The organism is Ectothiorhodosinus mongolicus (assembly GCF_022406875.1).
Classification (GTDB): Bacteria; Pseudomonadota; Gammaproteobacteria; order Ectothiorhodospirales; family Ectothiorhodospiraceae; genus Ectothiorhodospira; species Ectothiorhodospira mongolica.
Map to the genome: position 1 here is coordinate 868,658 of NZ_CP023018.1, position 16,355 is coordinate 885,012.

General features: G+C 55.5%; 17 protein-coding genes. 1 reads left to right on the top strand and 16 read right to left on the bottom strand.

The window, feature by feature from the left end; translation table 11 throughout:
* Positions 1-6 precede the first annotated feature (6 nt).
* Positions 7-756, top strand: coding sequence for a divergent polysaccharide deacetylase family protein (locus CKX93_RS03980; RefSeq protein WP_159435524.1), 750 nt, complete (start codon positions 7-9; stop codon positions 754-756).
* Here CKX93_RS03980 and glmS read toward each other — a convergent pair.
* The 16 genes from glmS to CKX93_RS04060 all read right to left on the bottom strand — a co-directional run bounded on the left by glmS (position 743) and on the right by CKX93_RS04060 (position 16,349).
* Positions 743-2,572: a glutamine--fructose-6-phosphate transaminase (isomerizing) gene (gene glmS, locus CKX93_RS03985; RefSeq protein WP_076755413.1), complete on the bottom strand. Its 1,830-nt coding sequence runs from the start codon at positions 2,570-2,572 to the stop codon at positions 743-745. The two genes, CKX93_RS03980 and glmS, sit on opposite strands and share 14 nt — an antisense overlap.
* Before the next feature lie 2 nt (positions 2,573-2,574).
* Complete coding sequence (gene glmU / locus CKX93_RS03990; protein WP_076755915.1) at positions 2,575-3,954, bottom strand: bifunctional UDP-N-acetylglucosamine diphosphorylase/glucosamine-1-phosphate N-acetyltransferase GlmU; 1,380 nt, start codon at positions 3,952-3,954, stop codon at positions 2,575-2,577.
* Between the two features lie 69 nt (positions 3,955-4,023).
* A complete protein-coding gene (locus CKX93_RS03995) occupies positions 4,024-4,452 on the bottom strand; it encodes a F0F1 ATP synthase subunit epsilon (RefSeq protein WP_076755414.1) in 429 nt (142 codons plus the stop codon).
* Positions 4,453-4,464: 12 nt separating this feature from the next.
* Positions 4,465-5,847 carry a F0F1 ATP synthase subunit beta gene (gene atpD / locus CKX93_RS04000; RefSeq protein WP_076755415.1) on the bottom strand — a complete coding sequence of 461 codons (1,383 nt, stop codon included), beginning with the start codon at positions 5,845-5,847 and terminating at the stop codon, positions 4,465-4,467.
* 42 nt (positions 5,848-5,889) lie between these two features.
* Positions 5,890-6,750, bottom strand: coding sequence for a F0F1 ATP synthase subunit gamma (gene atpG / locus CKX93_RS04005; RefSeq protein WP_076755416.1), 861 nt, complete (start codon positions 6,748-6,750; stop codon positions 5,890-5,892).
* Between the two features lie 14 nt (positions 6,751-6,764).
* Positions 6,765-8,306, bottom strand: coding sequence for a F0F1 ATP synthase subunit alpha (gene atpA, locus CKX93_RS04010; RefSeq protein WP_076755417.1), 1,542 nt, complete (start codon positions 8,304-8,306; stop codon positions 6,765-6,767).
* Positions 8,307-8,336: 30 nt separating this feature from the next.
* Positions 8,337-8,873 carry a F0F1 ATP synthase subunit delta gene (locus CKX93_RS04015; RefSeq protein WP_076755418.1) on the bottom strand — a complete coding sequence of 179 codons (537 nt, stop codon included), beginning with the start codon at positions 8,871-8,873 and terminating at the stop codon, positions 8,337-8,339.
* Positions 8,874-8,883: 10 nt separating this feature from the next.
* Positions 8,884-9,354 (bottom strand): F0F1 ATP synthase subunit B, encoded by a 471-nt coding sequence (locus CKX93_RS04020; RefSeq protein ID WP_076755419.1) that lies wholly within the window; start codon positions 9,352-9,354, stop codon positions 8,884-8,886.
* A gap of 59 nt (positions 9,355-9,413) precedes the next feature.
* Positions 9,414-9,683: a F0F1 ATP synthase subunit C gene (gene atpE, locus CKX93_RS04025; RefSeq protein ID WP_025283074.1), complete on the bottom strand. Its 270-nt coding sequence runs from the start codon at positions 9,681-9,683 to the stop codon at positions 9,414-9,416.
* A 46-nt stretch (positions 9,684-9,729) separates the two neighbouring features.
* Positions 9,730-10,503 carry a F0F1 ATP synthase subunit A gene (gene atpB / locus CKX93_RS04030; protein WP_076755420.1) on the bottom strand — a complete coding sequence of 258 codons (774 nt, stop codon included), beginning with the start codon at positions 10,501-10,503 and terminating at the stop codon, positions 9,730-9,732.
* A gap of 14 nt (positions 10,504-10,517) precedes the next feature.
* Positions 10,518-10,904, bottom strand: coding sequence for an ATP synthase subunit I (locus tag CKX93_RS04035; protein ID WP_076755421.1), 387 nt, complete (start codon positions 10,902-10,904; stop codon positions 10,518-10,520).
* A gap of 130 nt (positions 10,905-11,034) precedes the next feature.
* Positions 11,035-11,898: a ParB/RepB/Spo0J family partition protein gene (locus CKX93_RS04040; protein WP_076755422.1), complete on the bottom strand. Its 864-nt coding sequence runs from the start codon at positions 11,896-11,898 to the stop codon at positions 11,035-11,037.
* Between the two features lie 18 nt (positions 11,899-11,916).
* Entirely contained in the window at positions 11,917-12,693 is a 777-nt protein-coding gene (locus CKX93_RS04045; protein WP_076755423.1) for a ParA family protein, read from the bottom strand.
* A 3-nt stretch (positions 12,694-12,696) separates the two neighbouring features.
* Positions 12,697-13,323, bottom strand: a complete 627-nt coding sequence (gene rsmG / locus CKX93_RS04050; protein ID WP_076755424.1) for a 16S rRNA (guanine(527)-N(7))-methyltransferase RsmG — start codon at positions 13,321-13,323, stop codon at positions 12,697-12,699.
* A complete protein-coding gene (gene mnmG, locus CKX93_RS04055) occupies positions 13,316-15,208 on the bottom strand; it encodes a tRNA uridine-5-carboxymethylaminomethyl(34) synthesis enzyme MnmG (protein ID WP_076755425.1) in 1,893 nt (630 codons plus the stop codon). Before mnmG ends, rsmG begins: the two co-directional genes overlap by 8 nt.
* Before the next feature lie 160 nt (positions 15,209-15,368).
* Complete coding sequence (locus CKX93_RS04060; protein WP_076755426.1) at positions 15,369-16,349, bottom strand: porin; 981 nt, start codon at positions 16,347-16,349, stop codon at positions 15,369-15,371.
* Between the last annotated feature and the right edge of the window lie 6 nt (positions 16,350-16,355).

Sequence of the window (16,355 nt, forward strand, 5' to 3'; positions counted from 1 at the left end):
TTTAGCGTGAGACTCTGGTTCACGGCATTGCTGACCTTCGGGCTGTTGCTGCCGCTTATAGTCAGTGCCGATTCAAGACCTGTAGTGGCTATTGTCATTGATGACTTCGGCCATGATCCCCGAGAATCGAGGCGAGCAGCGGCTCTGCCGGCGCCTATTCACTTTGCCGTGCTACCGCATACGCCCTTTGCGCGCATGAGTAGCGAACTGGCGGTAGCTCATGGGCATGAGGTGCTACTGCACCTGCCGATGGAAGCGCAAAATGGCAGTGACCCGGGCCCTGGAGCTATCCTCGGCCGACTCAGCGAAGAAGAAACACGCCAAGCCGTGTGCGATGCGCTTGCGTCCGTACCGCATGCCAAAGGCATGAACAACCATATGGGAAGCCTACTGTCGCGCGAACATCATCATCTAGCCTGGGTGATGTCAGAATTGCGTGAGCAGCATCCAGAACTCTATGTGCTTGATAGCCGCACGCATCCTGAAAGTCAGGTCAGGCACATCGCTAGCTGGGCAGGTCTACCTGCGGCGCAGCGAAATGTCTTCCTCGATGCTGAGCCCCACAATGAGGACTTCGTGCGTCAGCAACTGACATTATTGGAGCGCATCGCGCGGCGAGATGGCATGGCCATCGGCATTGGCCATCCCTATCCTGAGACATTACAAGTACTTGAGGAAGCCTTACCCGGTCTTAAAGAGCGGGGCATAGGCCTGATCAAGTTGAGTGACTATCTGGTGGGTGTCACTCAACCGTGACGGACTTGGCTAAGTTGCGTGGCTGATCGACATCAGTGCCCTTCAAGACCGCTGTATGATAGGCCAGTAACTGTAGCGGAATCGTATGAATAATCGGCGACAGCCAATCATCAATACTGGGCACGCTTAAGACGTGCGTGTGCGCATCAGCACCGAGGGCCTCCGGGTCATCGGTGAAGACCAAAAGCTCACCCCCTCGCGCGCGCACCTCCTGAAGGTTGGACTTCAGCTTTTCCAGCAGCCGATTATTGGGGGCCACCACGATCACCGGCATATCCGCATCGACCAATGCCAGAGGGCCATGCTTAAGTTCGCCAGCTGGGTAGGCCTCAGCATGGATATAAGAGATTTCCTTAAGCTTTAGGGCGCCTTCTAAAGCGATGGGGTAATGCCCTCCGCGTCCTAAAAACAGGGCATTATGCTTGTCCGCCAAAAGAGTGGATAACTGCTCGATCGGCGCATCCAACTCCAGTGCCCGCTCCAGCATCTTCGGCAAAGCGCGCAGATGATCCACAAGGCTAGCCGCGAGGGTCGCATCTAGGCCCTGATGACGGCCCAATGACAGTGTGAACAACAACAAAGCCACCAACTGCGTGGTGAAGGCTTTGGTCGAAGCCACGCCAATTTCCGGACCGGCATGGGTCATCAGCACCAGATCAGACTCCCGTACCAGAGAGCTCTCGGGGACGTTACACACGGACACACTGCCCAAATACCCCTCAGTCTTGGCACGACGCAAGGCCGCCAAGGTATCGGCCGTTTCCCCTGACTGGGAAATCGTTACCAACAAACAGTCTGGCATCACCGCGTGGCGCCGGTATCGAAACTCGCTGGCCACCTCGACGCGACAGGGCAAGCCGAGCAAGCCCTCAATCCATAGCGAAGCCACAAGGCCCGCGTGATAACTGGTACCACAGGCCAAAATTTGCACGCTGCGCACGCGCGCCAAAAGCTCTTCAGAGCCAGGCCCCAAAATACCATCGAGCACGGCATCAGTGCCCAGTCGACCTTCGAGAGTCTCGGCGACCGCCTGCGGCTGTTCATGAATTTCTTTGAGCATGAAATGTCGAAACTGACCACGGTCGGCAGAACCTGCTGACAGCCCGGATTGATGCACCGGTCTATCAACGGGACTACCTTGTGCATCCAGAATGCGCAAAGTGTCGCCGCACACCTCTGCCAGATCCCCATTTTCTAAATAGATGAATCGCTGCGTGACGGGTAATAAAGCCTGTATATCTGAGGCGATAAAATGCTCGCTAATACCCAAACCAATCACCAGTGGGCTACCCTGTCGCACCGCAATCAGCCGGTCAGGACATGTCGGGCTGATCACCCCCAAAGCATAGGCACCTTTGAATTTGGCTGTCGCGGACCGTACCGCATCCAACAATTGGAGCCCTTGGCGCATCTCCTCCATGATTTGATGGGCGATGACCTCGGTGTCGGTGTCCGAAGCGAAGTGATAGCCCTTTTGAGTCAGCTGCTCACGCAACTCGGCGTAGTTCTCGATAATGCCGTTGTGCACTACCGCCACCCGATCTTCGCTTAAGTGTGGATGGGCATTGGCCTCGCTGGGCTTGCCATGGGTTGCCCAGCGGGTATGAGCGATTCCCAAATGGCCCGCCAGCGGCGCCTCGGCCAAACGCTGGGCCAGTTGTTCCACCTTGCCGACCGCACGCTGGCGATGTAACTCCGACCCATCAATCACCGCCAGACCAGCGGAATCATAGCCCCGGTACTCGAGACGCCTTAGCCCTTCAATCAGGATCGGTTCCACGGGTCGCTGCGCAATCGCACCAATAATGCCGCACATCGCTAGCTCTCCCTGTTCTGTTTTTTGGGGCGCACCCAAGCATCAAAGGTTTTTTGAGATGCTCGACTGAGCGTCAGCTTGCCCTCGGGTGCCGCGCGGGTAATGGTCGAACCCGCACCGATGGTGGCGTCAGCTCCCACCTCAACCGGTGCGACCAGCGCTGTATTGGAACCAATAAAGGCATGATCGCCAATCACCGTTCGGTGTTTATGAGCACCATCATAATTACAGGTGATAGTCCCAGCACCGACATTCACCTTTTCCCCAAGCTCAGCATCACCAATATAACTCAGGTGATTCACTTTCGAACCCTTGGCGATGGTGCTGTTCTTGATCTCCACAAAGTTACCCACATGGGTTTCGTCTGCAAGCCAGGCGCCAGGGCGCAAACGCGCGAAAGGACCAATGCTGGCGTTGGCACCAACCACTGCCTCTTCGATCACGCAATGTGCCTGAACCACTGTATTGGCGCCGATATGGGCATTGCGGATCACGCAGTTGGGACCAATACGCACGCCCGCTTCCAACACCACATCTCCCTCGAACACGACATTGACATCTACGGTGACATCGCTTGCCGCGCTCAGGCGCCCACGAATATCCAAGCGCTCTGGGTCCAATAAAGTCACCCCGGCTTGCAGCAGCTGTTTAGCGAGGCCGGCCTGGTAAAAGCGCTCCATTGCGGCCAGCTGCAGGCGATCATTAATACCAAAAAAGACCTGTGAATCCTCAGCACATAGCACCGCCACCGAGCTTTGTTCAGCCACCGCCAAACCCAAACAATCAGTCAAATAGTACTCACCCTGAGCGTTTTGCGGTTCGATCACCTCTAACCACCGCGTCAAAGCGGAACACTGGGCAGCAAGGAAACCCGTATTCACCTCAGTCAGCGCGCGCTGTGCGGCACTCGCATCTTTTTCTTCGATGATAGCCAACGGCTGGCCGGCATCACTGCGCAAAATACGTCCGTAGCCCTTGGGTTCGCCAAGACGCATGGACTGCAAAACCAATGAATGCTCATCGAGAGCACTAAGCAACTGGTGCAGGGCTTCATGGGGCACGCAAGGGATGTCTCCATACATCACCAGCACATCGTCTTGCTCACCAATCTCGGGCAGCGCCAGTCGCACGGCATGACCCGTACCCAATTGCTCAGGCTGCACTACCCAATGAATACGCGGATCTGGGAAATGCGCCCTAATCGCTTCAGCTCCATGGCCGATCACCACGAGGACCCGATCGGGTTCCAGCGCGAAAGCAGTATCAAGTACATGGCCTAATAGGGGTTTACCCCCGAGGGGGTGAAGCACCTTGGGCAACTGCGAACGCATCCGCGTGCCTTGGCCGGCGGCAAGAATGATGATGGATGTGGTCCTAGTCACCGAAGCCTGCACCTACCCCTTGAAACACGAGACCCGGTCGAAAACCGGGCCTGCTTTGCTGAGGACTGATTACTGATTAGCAGTTTTGCGAAGTTTTTGGATCAATCTGAGACGCGCCGCCGCCTCAATCAACTCAGATTGGGCTTTGGCATAATCAAAATCCGCTTGTCGATTAGCCAATGCATCCTCCGCTCGCCGCTTGGCCTCCATAGCTTCCGCTTCGTCCAAATCTTTGGCACGCACAGCGGTATCGGCCAAAACCGTCACACAATGCGGCTGCACTTCAAGAATACCACCGGAGATGAACACACTTTGCTGTTCTCCGCTATCGGAAACCTGGATCCGTACTTCGCCGGGCTTTAACAACGCGACATACTGAGCGTGGCGAGGCTTGATACCGACCTCACCGTGCTCCGCAGGTGCCACCAGCATATGTGCGGTGCCCGAGTAGATGGACTCCTCGGCACTCACAATATCGACATGAAATGTCATGGACATGGCCGCCCCCAATTACTTGTTGAGCTTCTCAGCTTTCTCCACGGCTTCATCGATGCTGCCCACCATGTAGAAGGCCTGCTCGGGAAGGTGGTCATACTCACCGTCAACAATGGCTCGAAAACCGGCAATCGTGTCTTTCAGTGAGACATACTTACCGGGTGCACCGGTGAAGACTTCCGCCACGAAGAAGGGCTGTGACAAGAAGCGCTGAATTTTACGAGCGCGGGCCACCACCAGTTTGTCATCTTCGGAAAGTTCGTCCATACCGAGAATGGCGATGATGTCCTTGAGCTCTTTGTAGCGCTGCAAGGTGTTCTGCACATCACGAGCGGTGTCATAGTGCTCCTGACCAATGACCAAGGGGTCAAGCTGACGGCTGGTTGAGTCCAGAGGATCCACCGCCGGGTAGATACCCAGCTCAGCGATCTGGCGTGACAGCACCACAGTCGCATCCAAATGCGCAAAGGTGGTAGCCGGTGAGGGGTCAGTCAAGTCATCCGCAGGCACGTAGACGGCCTGAATAGAGGTAATGGAACCTGTCTTGGTGGAGGTAATACGCTCCTGCAATACGCCCATTTCCTCAGCCAAAGTTGGCTGATAACCCACCGCCGAAGGCATACGACCCAATAGCGCGGACACCTCGGTACCGGCCAGTGTGTAACGATAAATGTTGTCAATGAACATCAGCACGTCACGGCCTTCATCACGGAAGTATTCCGCCATGGTCAGACCGGTGAGTGCGACACGCAGGCGGTTGCCCGGGGGCTCATTCATCTGGCCATACACCAGGGCCACCTTGTCCAACACGTTGGAGTCCTTCATTTCGTGGTAGAAGTCGTTACCTTCACGAGTACGCTCCCCCACACCGGCAAACACAGAATAACCAGAGTGCTCGATCGCGATGTTACGGATGAGCTCCATCATATTCACGGTCTTGCCCACGCCGGCGCCGCCGAACAGACCCACCTTACCGCCTTTAGCGAATGGGCAAAGCAGATCGATCACTTTAATACCGGTTTCGAGCAGGTCGGTAGAACCCGCCTGTTCTTCATAGCTAGGCGCGGAGCGGTGGATCGACCAGTGCGCTTCAGCAGCCACCTCACCGGCGTTATCCACGGGTTTGCCCAACACGTCCATGATGCGACCCAATGTCGCTTTGCCGACCGGCACACTGATCGGGCTACCGGTGTTGGTGACGTTGACGCCACGTTGCAAACCGTCCGTTCCACCCATGGCGATGGTGCGCACCACACCGTCACCCAGCTGCTGCTGTACTTCTAGGGTGAGATTGATGTCGTCCACCATGAGGGCATCGTATACCTTGGGCACGGCATCGCGGGGGAACTCTACGTCCACAACCGCGCCGATGATTTCCACGATGTTTCCAGCACTCATGTTGTCTTTCCTCTAGTCTTAAATTCCTGAACCGGGTCGGGCTTAAACAGCCGCGGCGCCACCCACAATTTCCGAGATTTCTTGGGTAATGGCAGCCTGACGCGCCTTGTTATAAACCAGCTGTAATTCGTTAATCAGATCACCTGCATTGTCGGTCGCCGACTTCATGGCCACCATTCTAGCGGCCATCTCACAGGCCACGTTTTCTACCACTGCCTGATAAATCACTGATTCGATGTAGCGGGACAAAAGCGTATCTAAAACCGGCACAGTGTCGGGCTCATAGATGTAATCCCAGTGGTACTTCAGCGAATCGTCTTTTGCGGGAGCGATCGGTAGCAAGGTAGTGGCGCGGGGCTTTTGACTCATGGTGTTGATGAACTCATTTTCCACCAACAGCAGGCGATCGATTTTACCCTCGTCATAGGCCTGCAGCATGGCTGAGATCGCCCCCAACAGGTCATTGAGCCGCGGTTTGTCGCCCAGATTGGCGGTGTTAGCGACGACATTGCCACCGAGACGGCGGAAAAAACCCAGCGCCTTGGCGCCAATGAGACACAAGTCCACTTCGACGTTTTGATCGCGGTACTCACGCATGGTCTGCACGGTCTTTTTGAACAGGTTGATGTTCAAGCCACCACACAGACCACGATCGGTGGATACCACAATGATGCCGACTCGCTTAACCTCACGCTCTTCCATATAGGGATGGCTATATTCAGCATTCGCCAACGCCACATGACCGATCACCTGGCGAATTTTCTCCGCATAGGGTCGGGTCTCCAGCATGCGATCCTGCGCTTTGCGCATTTTACTGGCGGCCACCATCTCCATAGCCTTAGTGATCTTCTGAGTACTTTTAATACTCTTGATCTGGCCTCGGATTTCTTTTGCGCCTGCCATGAGCTACTCCCGCCTTACCAGCTGTGATTGGCTTTGAAGTCTTCCAAGGCCGCCTTCATGCTGGCCTTGATTTCATCGCTGTAATCGCCGCTCTGGTCGATTTGATCCACCAAAGCTTTCTGGCTGGAACGCAGGTAGCCATGCAAAGCGTGTTCGAAGTCCACCACCTTGTTGACATCCACATCATCCAAGAAGCCTTCCTCAGCAGCGAATAGCGAGAATGCCATTTCGCCAATCGACAGCGGGGCGTATTGCTTTTGTTTCATCAATTCCATCACGCGCTGGCCGCGTTCGAGCTGCTTACGTGTGGCTTCATCGAGGTCAGAGGCGAACTGCGAGAATGCGGCTAGCTCACGATACTGAGCCAGAGCCAAACGCACACCACCGCCGAGCTTCTTAATGATCTTGGTCTGGGCTGCACCACCCACACGAGACACCGACAAACCGGCGTTGATGGCCGGACGAATACCGGCATTGAACAAGTCGGTTTCCAAGAAGATCTGACCGTCGGTAATCGAGATCACGTTGGTGGGCACGAAGGCGGAGACGTCACCGGCCTGGGTTTCAATGATGGGCAGCGCGGTCAAGGAACCGGTCTGACCCTTCACTTCACCATTAGTGAACTGTTCGACATAGTCAGCATTGACGCGTGACGCGCGCTCCAATAGACGGCTGTGCAGGTAGAACACGTCACCAGGATAGGCTTCACGACCCGGCGGACGGCGCAGCAACAAGGAGACCTGACGGTAGGCCCAAGCCTGTTTGGTTAAATCGTCATACACAATCAAGGCATCTTGGCCACGATCACGGAAGTATTCGCCCATGGCGCAGCCGGCATACGGAGCGATGTACTGCATCGCTGCAGAATCCGAAGCGGTTGCCGCGACGATAATGGTGTGATCCATGGCGCCGTGCTCTTCCAGCTTACGCACCACGTTGGCAATGGAGGAGGCTTTCTGGCCCACCGCCACGTAAATACACTTAATACCGGTGCCTTTCTGATTAATGATGGCGTCAACCGCGACCGCGGTCTTACCTGTCTGACGGTCACCGATGATCAACTCACGCTGGCCACGACCCACGGGAACCATAGCGTCAATAGCCTTCAGACCCGTCTGTACTGGCTGGTCCACTGACTTACGATCAATAACGCCCGGCGCGATTTTCTCGATAGGCGCGGTCAGCTCGGAGCTGATAACACCCTTACCATCAATCGCCATACCCAAAGAATTCACCACGCGGCCCAGCAGCGCATCGCCCACCGGCACTTCAAGGATGCGGCCCGTGCAACGCGCGGTATCGCCTTCTTTGATGTGTTTGTAATCGCCGAGAACCACGGCTCCGACTGAGTCGCGCTCCAAGTTCAACGCTAGGCCAAAGGTATCACCAGGAAACTCGATCATTTCCCCTTGCATGACATCGGCCAAGCCATGAAGCCGAACAATACCGTCAGACAAGCTGACAACAGTACCCTCGGTGCGTGCCTCAGCAGCAGCCTGATAATTCTTAATACGCTGGCTGATCAGTTCACTGATTTCAGACGGGTTGAGTTGCATGTTCACAAATCCTCTTAAGCTCTAATCCTGTTAGCGGCTCAGACTGCTGGCCAGACGCTGTAGGCGCCCACGGACCGAGCCGTCAATAACCAGATCGCCCGCTCGCACAATGGCACCGCCGATCAGGCTGTCGTCGACAACGCACTTCAGCGCCACTTCCCGGCCCAAACGTTGTTTCAGCGCGCTGGCAATCGCTTCTTGCTGTGCCGCGCTCACTTCCTGAGCTGAAACCACTTGGGCTTCTACTTTCTTCTCGGCCTCAGCCTTGAGCAGCTCGAACAAACGGCTGATCTCGGGCAACAGCCGCAGCCGTGCATTGTCCGCCAACAAGTGGACGAAATTTTGCCCATTGGCATCGACATGATCTGCACAAACCGCCAAAAAAGCCTCGGCCATGGTTTGTCGGGTCAGCCGCGGACTATCTAACACCGCCCGCATTTGAGCGTCTTCTGCCACCAGAGCCATAAAGCCCAGCTGTTGTGACCAAGTAGCCAAGGCATCGCTTTCTTTCGCGACTTGAAAAGCCGCTTTAGCGTAGGGTCGGGCGGCGGTAGTCAGTTCTGACATGGCGGCGCCCCTAGATCTGGCTAGCCAGGTCGTTAATTACCTGATCGTGAGCCTTGGCATCCACTTCCTTGCGCAAAATGGACTCGGCACCGGCAATCGCCAAAGTGCCTACCTGTTGGCGCAAAGCTTCCCGAGCGCGAACGAGCTCCTGCTCAATTTCCGCTTGGGCGGCGGTCTTGATCCGCTCACCCTCTTCACGCGCGGTGTCTTTGGATGCTTCGACGATTTCGTTGGCACGTTTTTGTGCCGTCGCCACGATCTCTGCGGCCTGCTGTTTGGCCTCGCCAATCACCTGTTTGGCGCGATCCTCAGCCAATTGCTGCTCATGCTTGCCGCGCTCGGCGGCTGCTAAGCCATCAGCAATCTGCTTTTGTCTTGCCTGCATTGCCGAGATGATGGGGGGCCACACATACTTCATGGTGACCCACACCAGCAGGGCAAAGGTGATCATCTGACCCAGCAGCGTGAGATTAATATTCACGTTGCAACCTCCACTGGAAACGGTTGAATCGGTTGGACTGCACGAGCATCACTCGCGCCTTAGCCGGTCACCGCACCGAGGAAGGGGTTCGCAAAGGTGAAGAACAGGGCCAGACCCACACCGATCATGGTCACAGCGTCAAGCAGACCTGCCACGATGAACATCTTCACCTGCAACATAGGCACCATCTCAGGCTGACGCGCTGCGCCCTCAAGAAAACGACCACCCAACAGACCAAAACCAATAGCAGTTCCCAGTGCACCCAGGCCCAGAATCAGACCCACAGCGATGGCGGTCATGCCCTGAACATTAGCGATGGCGAGTTCCATAACTTCCTCCAAAAATGTAACAAATCAAGTTCAATCAGAATAAAAATCAGTGATCTTCGTGGGCCATGCTGAGATAGACAATGGTAAGAACCATGAAGATGAATGCCTGCAGCGTAATGATCAGCAGTTTGAACAGCGACCACGGCAAGCCCAGCGACCACTGGATATACCAGGGCAGCAGAGCGATGAGGGTGAAGATCAAACCACCGGCATACATGTTGCCGAAGAGTCGCAAGGACAGTGAAACGGGCTTGGCGATTTCTTCGACGACTTTCAACACGAAGTTGAAGGGGATAAGCCATTTACCGAACGGATGCAGCAGCATCTCTTTGGCAAAGCCAACCCCACCTTTGATCTTGATGCTGTAGAAAATGATCAGCAAAAACACAGCGATAGACATGCCGAAGGTGGCATTGATATCGGAGGTGGGATTAATACGCAAATATTCAAGCCCAATCGCATGCGCAGCATACGGCAACAAATCATAGGGCAACAACTTGAGCAGATTCATCAGGAAAATCCAGACGAACAAGGTAAGCGCCAAGGGAGCAATCACATTACTGCGGCCATGGAAGGTGTCTTTCACCTGCTGGTCGACGAAGCCGACAATCATTTCCACAGCGTTTTGTAGGCCACCGGGAACACCCTCGCTCACTCGCTTGGCGGCTTGCATGAACAAAAACAAGAACAGGCCACCCATGGCCAAAGAGAAAAACATGGTATCCAGATGGATGGACCAGAACGATTCCGGGTTACCTAGAGTCAGATGCCCCAGATGGTGCTTGATGTAATCCCCTGCGGACTCGTATTCAACTGCCATGACGCTCGCTCTTTTTACTCATGCACGCCGGACAAAACCGGCAACAAGGCTAGCCAAAAGGCAAGAAGTCCTGCCATGTAGGTCAAAAACATGGGCAGAAATTCAACCTTCAGCCAGACAATCGCCACCAAAAACAAAGCGATTGTCAAAAGGATTTTCTGCATTTCCCCGGCGTAAAAACCCCTGACTATTTGTTTTGCCGGCTGACCTCGTCGTCCGGAAAACACCCTCAGCGCAAAAAACGCTGTGGCTATAAAACTGATACTTCCTCCCACAAAAGCCGAAAAAGCATTTGTGGCGCCGCCCAAAGCGAAACCGATACCAGCTCCGATTAAGGCCACCAAGATCTGTAAAACCAAGATATTGCGCGTCGACCTTTTGAATCGTATCTGGGTCAACATATCTCGAAACGCTTCCCGATCTTGCCAGCCTTGGCCGCCCTTACGGACAAACCCAACATTCTGAACGACAGCGCGAGAGTATACGGACCCGCCCCAAGACGGTCAATGCAGTGCATCAATTTTGCATGATTCAACGCAGGTGCTCGATGATGCCATCGAGCTCGTCAAGACTGTTGTAATGAATCACCAGCTTGCCGCGGCCTTTTTTGTCGTATTGGATATCAATGCGCGCACCCAAGCGCTCTGAAATATCTGATTCCAAGGCTTCTAACTCCGGACTGCGGCGCGACGACTTATCAGCGGCCGGCTTATCACCCTGACGCAGCCAATTCTTCACCAAGCGCTCAGTATCGCGCACCGACATGCCTTTATCAGCGACCTGGCGCGCTGCTTGGCGCTGTTGATCGCCGCTGAGGGCCAACAAGGCGCGAGCATGGCCCATATCCAGCGAACCCGCTTCAATAAGCTTTTTCACAGCCGAATCGAGTTCTTGTAGACGCAGCAGATTGGTGACCGCAGCTCGTGAGCGGCCCACGGCATCTGCCACCTGTTGATGGGTCATACCAAACTCATCCACCAAGCGCGCCAAAGCGTTGGCTTCTTCCAGAGCATTGAGCTGCTCGCGCTGGATATTCTCGATCAACGACATCGCGGCGGCGGCTTGATCAGGGATCTCGCGCACCACGGCTGGAATCTCGTGTAAACCGGCCAATTGGGCGGCACGCCAGCGGCGTTCACCAGCAATCAGCTCATAGCCACTCGATACGGGACGCACCAGAATCGGTTGCACTAAACCTTGAGCTTTGATGGAATCAGCCAGCTCCTGCAAGGCCTCGGGGCGAATGCTGACCCGAGGCTGATATTTCCCGCGAGAAATACTCTCAATGGGTAACTGACGCAGCTCAGCCGCATCCGCGTCCGCGGCATCTGTCATGCCCGCCCCTGAAAGCAGGACATCCAAACCCCGACCTAAGCCCGCCCGTTTTTTTGCCATTGGCTTTTTTTCCGTTATTTACGCTGCATGCGCCGATTCGCGGCGCAAAATCTCTCCCGCCAGAGCCAAATAGGCCATGGCACCCCGGGACTGCTTATCATACATAATCACAGGCAAGCCATGACTGGGCGCTTCCGCCAAACGCACATTGCGCGGGATGACCGTTTGATAGACCTGATCACCAAAATGCGCACTGAGCTGCTCAGAGACTTCTGTAGAAAGGTTATTTCTAGGGTCATACATGGTACGCAGCAAGCCATGAATCTGTAGCTGATCGTTGACCGACTCACGGATGCTGTTGATGGTTTGCACCAACGCCGACAGGCCCTCTAACGCGAAGTACTCACACTGCATAGGAATGACCACCCCATGCGAAGCCACTAAAGCATTCACCGTCAACATATTCAGCGACGGCGGACAATCAATGATAATGAAGTCATATTCGCTTTGGATCTCGGCCAAGGCATCCTGCAAACGATACTCACGGCGCAAAGCGGTCATGAGATTGACTTCCGCCACTGTCAAATCCGCGTTGGCTGGCATCACGTCATAGCCCATGCCCTCGCCGCGGGTAATCACATCACCGGCCGACTTGCGCTTCAAAAGCACGTCGCAGCTACTGCTGGAGATACGGTATTTATCGACGCCACTGCCCATGGTGGCATTGCCCTGGGGATCCAGGTCAATCAGCAGGACGCGGCGCCGAGTAGCGCCCAAAGAGGCGGCCAAATTCACCGCCGTCGTGGTTTTCCCCACGCCGCCTTTTTGATTGGCAACGGCAAGTACTTTGCCCATGAACTAGCTAATCCTTTTTAGACAGACCAAACGGCGCGCGGCGGCAAGACCTGGCACCTCGATATCCAGCGTCTGCTCAATACCCCATCCTGCTGGCAACCCCTCAGGATCATTATCCGCTTCACGGCCTTTCATGGCGAGCATGCGCCCATCTAGGGCGCAACAATGACCCGCCATCTGCACAAAATCGGCGGTGGCCGCAAAGGCGCGGCTAATTACTGTAGCAAAGGGCGGACTCAGGGGACAGGATTCAATGCGCTCTTGGATGGGCGTCACGTTAACCAGCCCCAGCTCCAACACCACCTGCCTCAAGAAGCGTATCTTTTTATTGTTGCTGTCGAGAAGCACAAACTCCCATTGCGGATACACCAGCGCCAAAGGAATACCCGGCAGACCCGGCCCGGTACCCACATCCAGAATGCGCGGACCGCGCACATGAGGAGCCACCGCTAAACTATCGAGCAAATGCCGAGTGACACTTTGCTTGGGGTCACGAATCGAGGTCAGGTTGTAAGCGCGATTCCAGCGCAACAGCAGTGCCTGATAAGCCAGCAGCGGATCTTTCAGATCTGGGCTTAAACCCAGCGCGTTCAGACCTCGCTGCAACGCCGACTCGACTGCATCAGGCACTTTGACGCAAACTCGATTCGCGTTTTTTTAGGTGCACCAACAGTAGCGATACCGCCGCAGGCGTGATGCCCGGAATACGCGATGCTTGAGCGATGCTGTGCGGCCGGTGCTCGGTGAGTTTTTGTCGCACTTCGTTGGACAGGCCATGAACTTGGGCGTAATCCAGATCCTCGGGCAACTGAGTTTTCTCTAGATGTTGCGAGCGGGCCACTTCCTCACGCTGACGATCGATATAGCCGGCGTACTTGGTCTGAATTTCCACTTGCTCGGCAACCCGAGCTTGGCACACGGGCTCACCCGCTCCTGGCACCTGCATCAGCTGCTGATAGCTCACCTCAGGACGGCGCAACAGCTCAGATAGGTGTATTTCCCGGCTTAGCGGCGCCCCCAGTAACCGCGTCATCGCTTCATGATTATCGGCATTGGGCCGCAGTAGGGTGTTATCTAAGCGCGCGCGCTCTTGCTCCAAACTGTCGTGGTACTGCTCAAAGGCAGCCCAACGCGCATCATCCACCAATCCCAGCTCGCGACCCACAGGGGTCAAACGCAAATCGGCATTGTCTTCGCGCAAAATCAATCGATACTCAGCGCGGCTGGTGAACATACGGTAGGGCTCCATGGTGCCGCGCGTGATCAAATCATCCACCATGACGCCGATGTAAGCCTGATCTCGCGAAGGACACCAAAGATCCCGCTCCAAAACCCGCTGCGCCGCGTTAATGCCCGCCAACAAACCTTGGGCAGCAGCCTCTTCATAACCCGTCGTGCCATTGATCTGACCGGCGAAAAACAAACCCGCAACACTGCGCGTCTCGAGGCTAGGCATCAGATCGCGCGGATCGAAGTAGTCGTATTCAATGGCGTAACCGGGGCGGGTGATGTGGGCGTTTTCCATGCCCTCGATTGAGCGCACGACCTCGACCTGAACATCAAACGGCAGACTGGTAGAAATCCCATTGGGGTAAACCTCACGAGCACATAAGCCTTCGGGCTCTAGGAAAATCTGGTGGCGTTCCTTGTCGGCAAAGCGCACAACCTTATCCTCAATTGAAGGACAGTAGCGCGGCCCCACCCCCTCAATCACCCCGCTGTACATGGGCGAGCGATGCAGGTTGTCGCGAATCACCTCGAGCGTGCGCGCTGTGGTCCAGGTGATATGACAATCCACCTGCTCAGGGTGCTCTTCAACTCGGCCCATGAAAGAGAAAACCGGCAACGGCATATCGCCAGGCTGGGGCTGCAGGCGCGTGTAATCAATGCTGCGGGCGTCAATCCTTGGCGGCGTACCGGTCTTTAAGCGGCCCACGCGCGGCATCAGCTCACGCAGGCGCTGCGCCAGCGTCAGGGCTGGCGGGTCGCCAGCACGACCTCCCGATTGCTGGGCTTCACCCACATGAATACGGCCCGCTAGAAACGTCCCGGCGGTGAGCACCACCGAGGGCGCAAAAAAGCGCATTCCGCCTTGGGTGACGACGCCGCGCACGATGCCACCTTCGATAATGATGTCGTCGACACCCTGCTGAAAAATCTGCAAGCCTTCTTGTGCTTCGACGCCGGCGCGCACCGCCGCCTTATAAAGCGCTCGATCGGCCTGAGCACGGGTTGCGCGTACCGCCGGTCCCTTGCGGCTATTGAGGATACGAAATTGAATACCGCCGCGGTCGGCAGCATGGGCCATCAAACCGCCCATGGCATCGATTTCTTTGACCAAATGACCTTTACCAATACCGCCAATAGCGGGGTTACAGCTCATCTGGCCGATGGTGTCGACATTGTGGGTCAGCAACAGGGTACGACAGCCCATGCGCGCCGAGGCAAGCGCAGCCTCAGTGCCGGCATGGCCGCCACCCACCACGATTACGTCATAGCTCGCCTCAAAGGCCATGGTAAAACCCCAGCAAAAATCTCAAGATCCCGCATTCTAACGCGAGACCCGCCGCGCTCAAAGCCAAGCTCCCCACACAGCCACAGGCACGGCAACCCCAAAAAGCAAAAGGGGAGCCGAAGCCCCCCTTTTCGCCACTAACGTATGACGCTATAACCAATTAGAAGTCAAAGCGAGCACCGACGGCGAAAGCACTACCACCTGCAACATTATTCGTAAAGTCTGCAAATGGCTCCAAACGCGCCTCTTTTGCGATCGCGGCACCTTCATCTTCGGAATAGTAATCAACAAACAGTGTCAGGTCAGACCGAACCTGGAAGTCATAACCCAAGTGATAAATATCGCCACCGTAGTTATCCACTTTGGCAATCATGCCTTTGAACGTGTGCTGCCCTAAATTATAACTGACAAACAAATTGGCGGCCTTGTCACCATCCGAGGCGTCATTGTTGTCTCTCATTTCATACTTGGCGCCGATGTACCAGTCGCCGATGCTGTGCATTACTGAGACGCCATAATCACGCCCTTTGGTGCTGAAACCATTCTCAGCCGCACCTAATGATAGGGTCGTGTCATTGAAACTGTAACTGGCGGTCAGTGTAATTTGGTCGTCATTTCCTGGCCCCCCGTTTTCGCTCCATGAGCCGGCAAAGGAAAAGCCATTGAAGCTCGGGCTGTAATAACTCAGGGTGTTGTCGACTCGAAAACTAGCCCATGTGGCGAAGCCACTGTAGAAGCTGCTGAACATATCGACCGGGAAGGCAATCGCGTTGTAGTAGGGCAGCCATTGCCGGCCGTAGTACAAGCCACCGAAATCGCCCGTGACGCCGACCATAGCAATGCGCACGTCTTCGCTTTGCCCGTTAGCAGGGTCCTGCACCTTGCGGTTAGCCAAATCCAGCGGCAATTCCAGCTGGCCTACGATGGCGAAGTTTTCCGCAGGCGCATATTCAGCGTTAAAGCCGATGCGCGAGTAGGCATCGCGAGTGCCGGTGTAGGAGTCAGCACCATCAGGGCTCACCGATTCGACTTGGAATCTCGCCGAACCGTAGAAATCAAAGGTGACTTCCTGGGCCATCACCTGCGCCGGCAACACCATGGCAGCAGAAACAGCGGTGACTAAAGCAGTTTTCTTCAACATCTATTT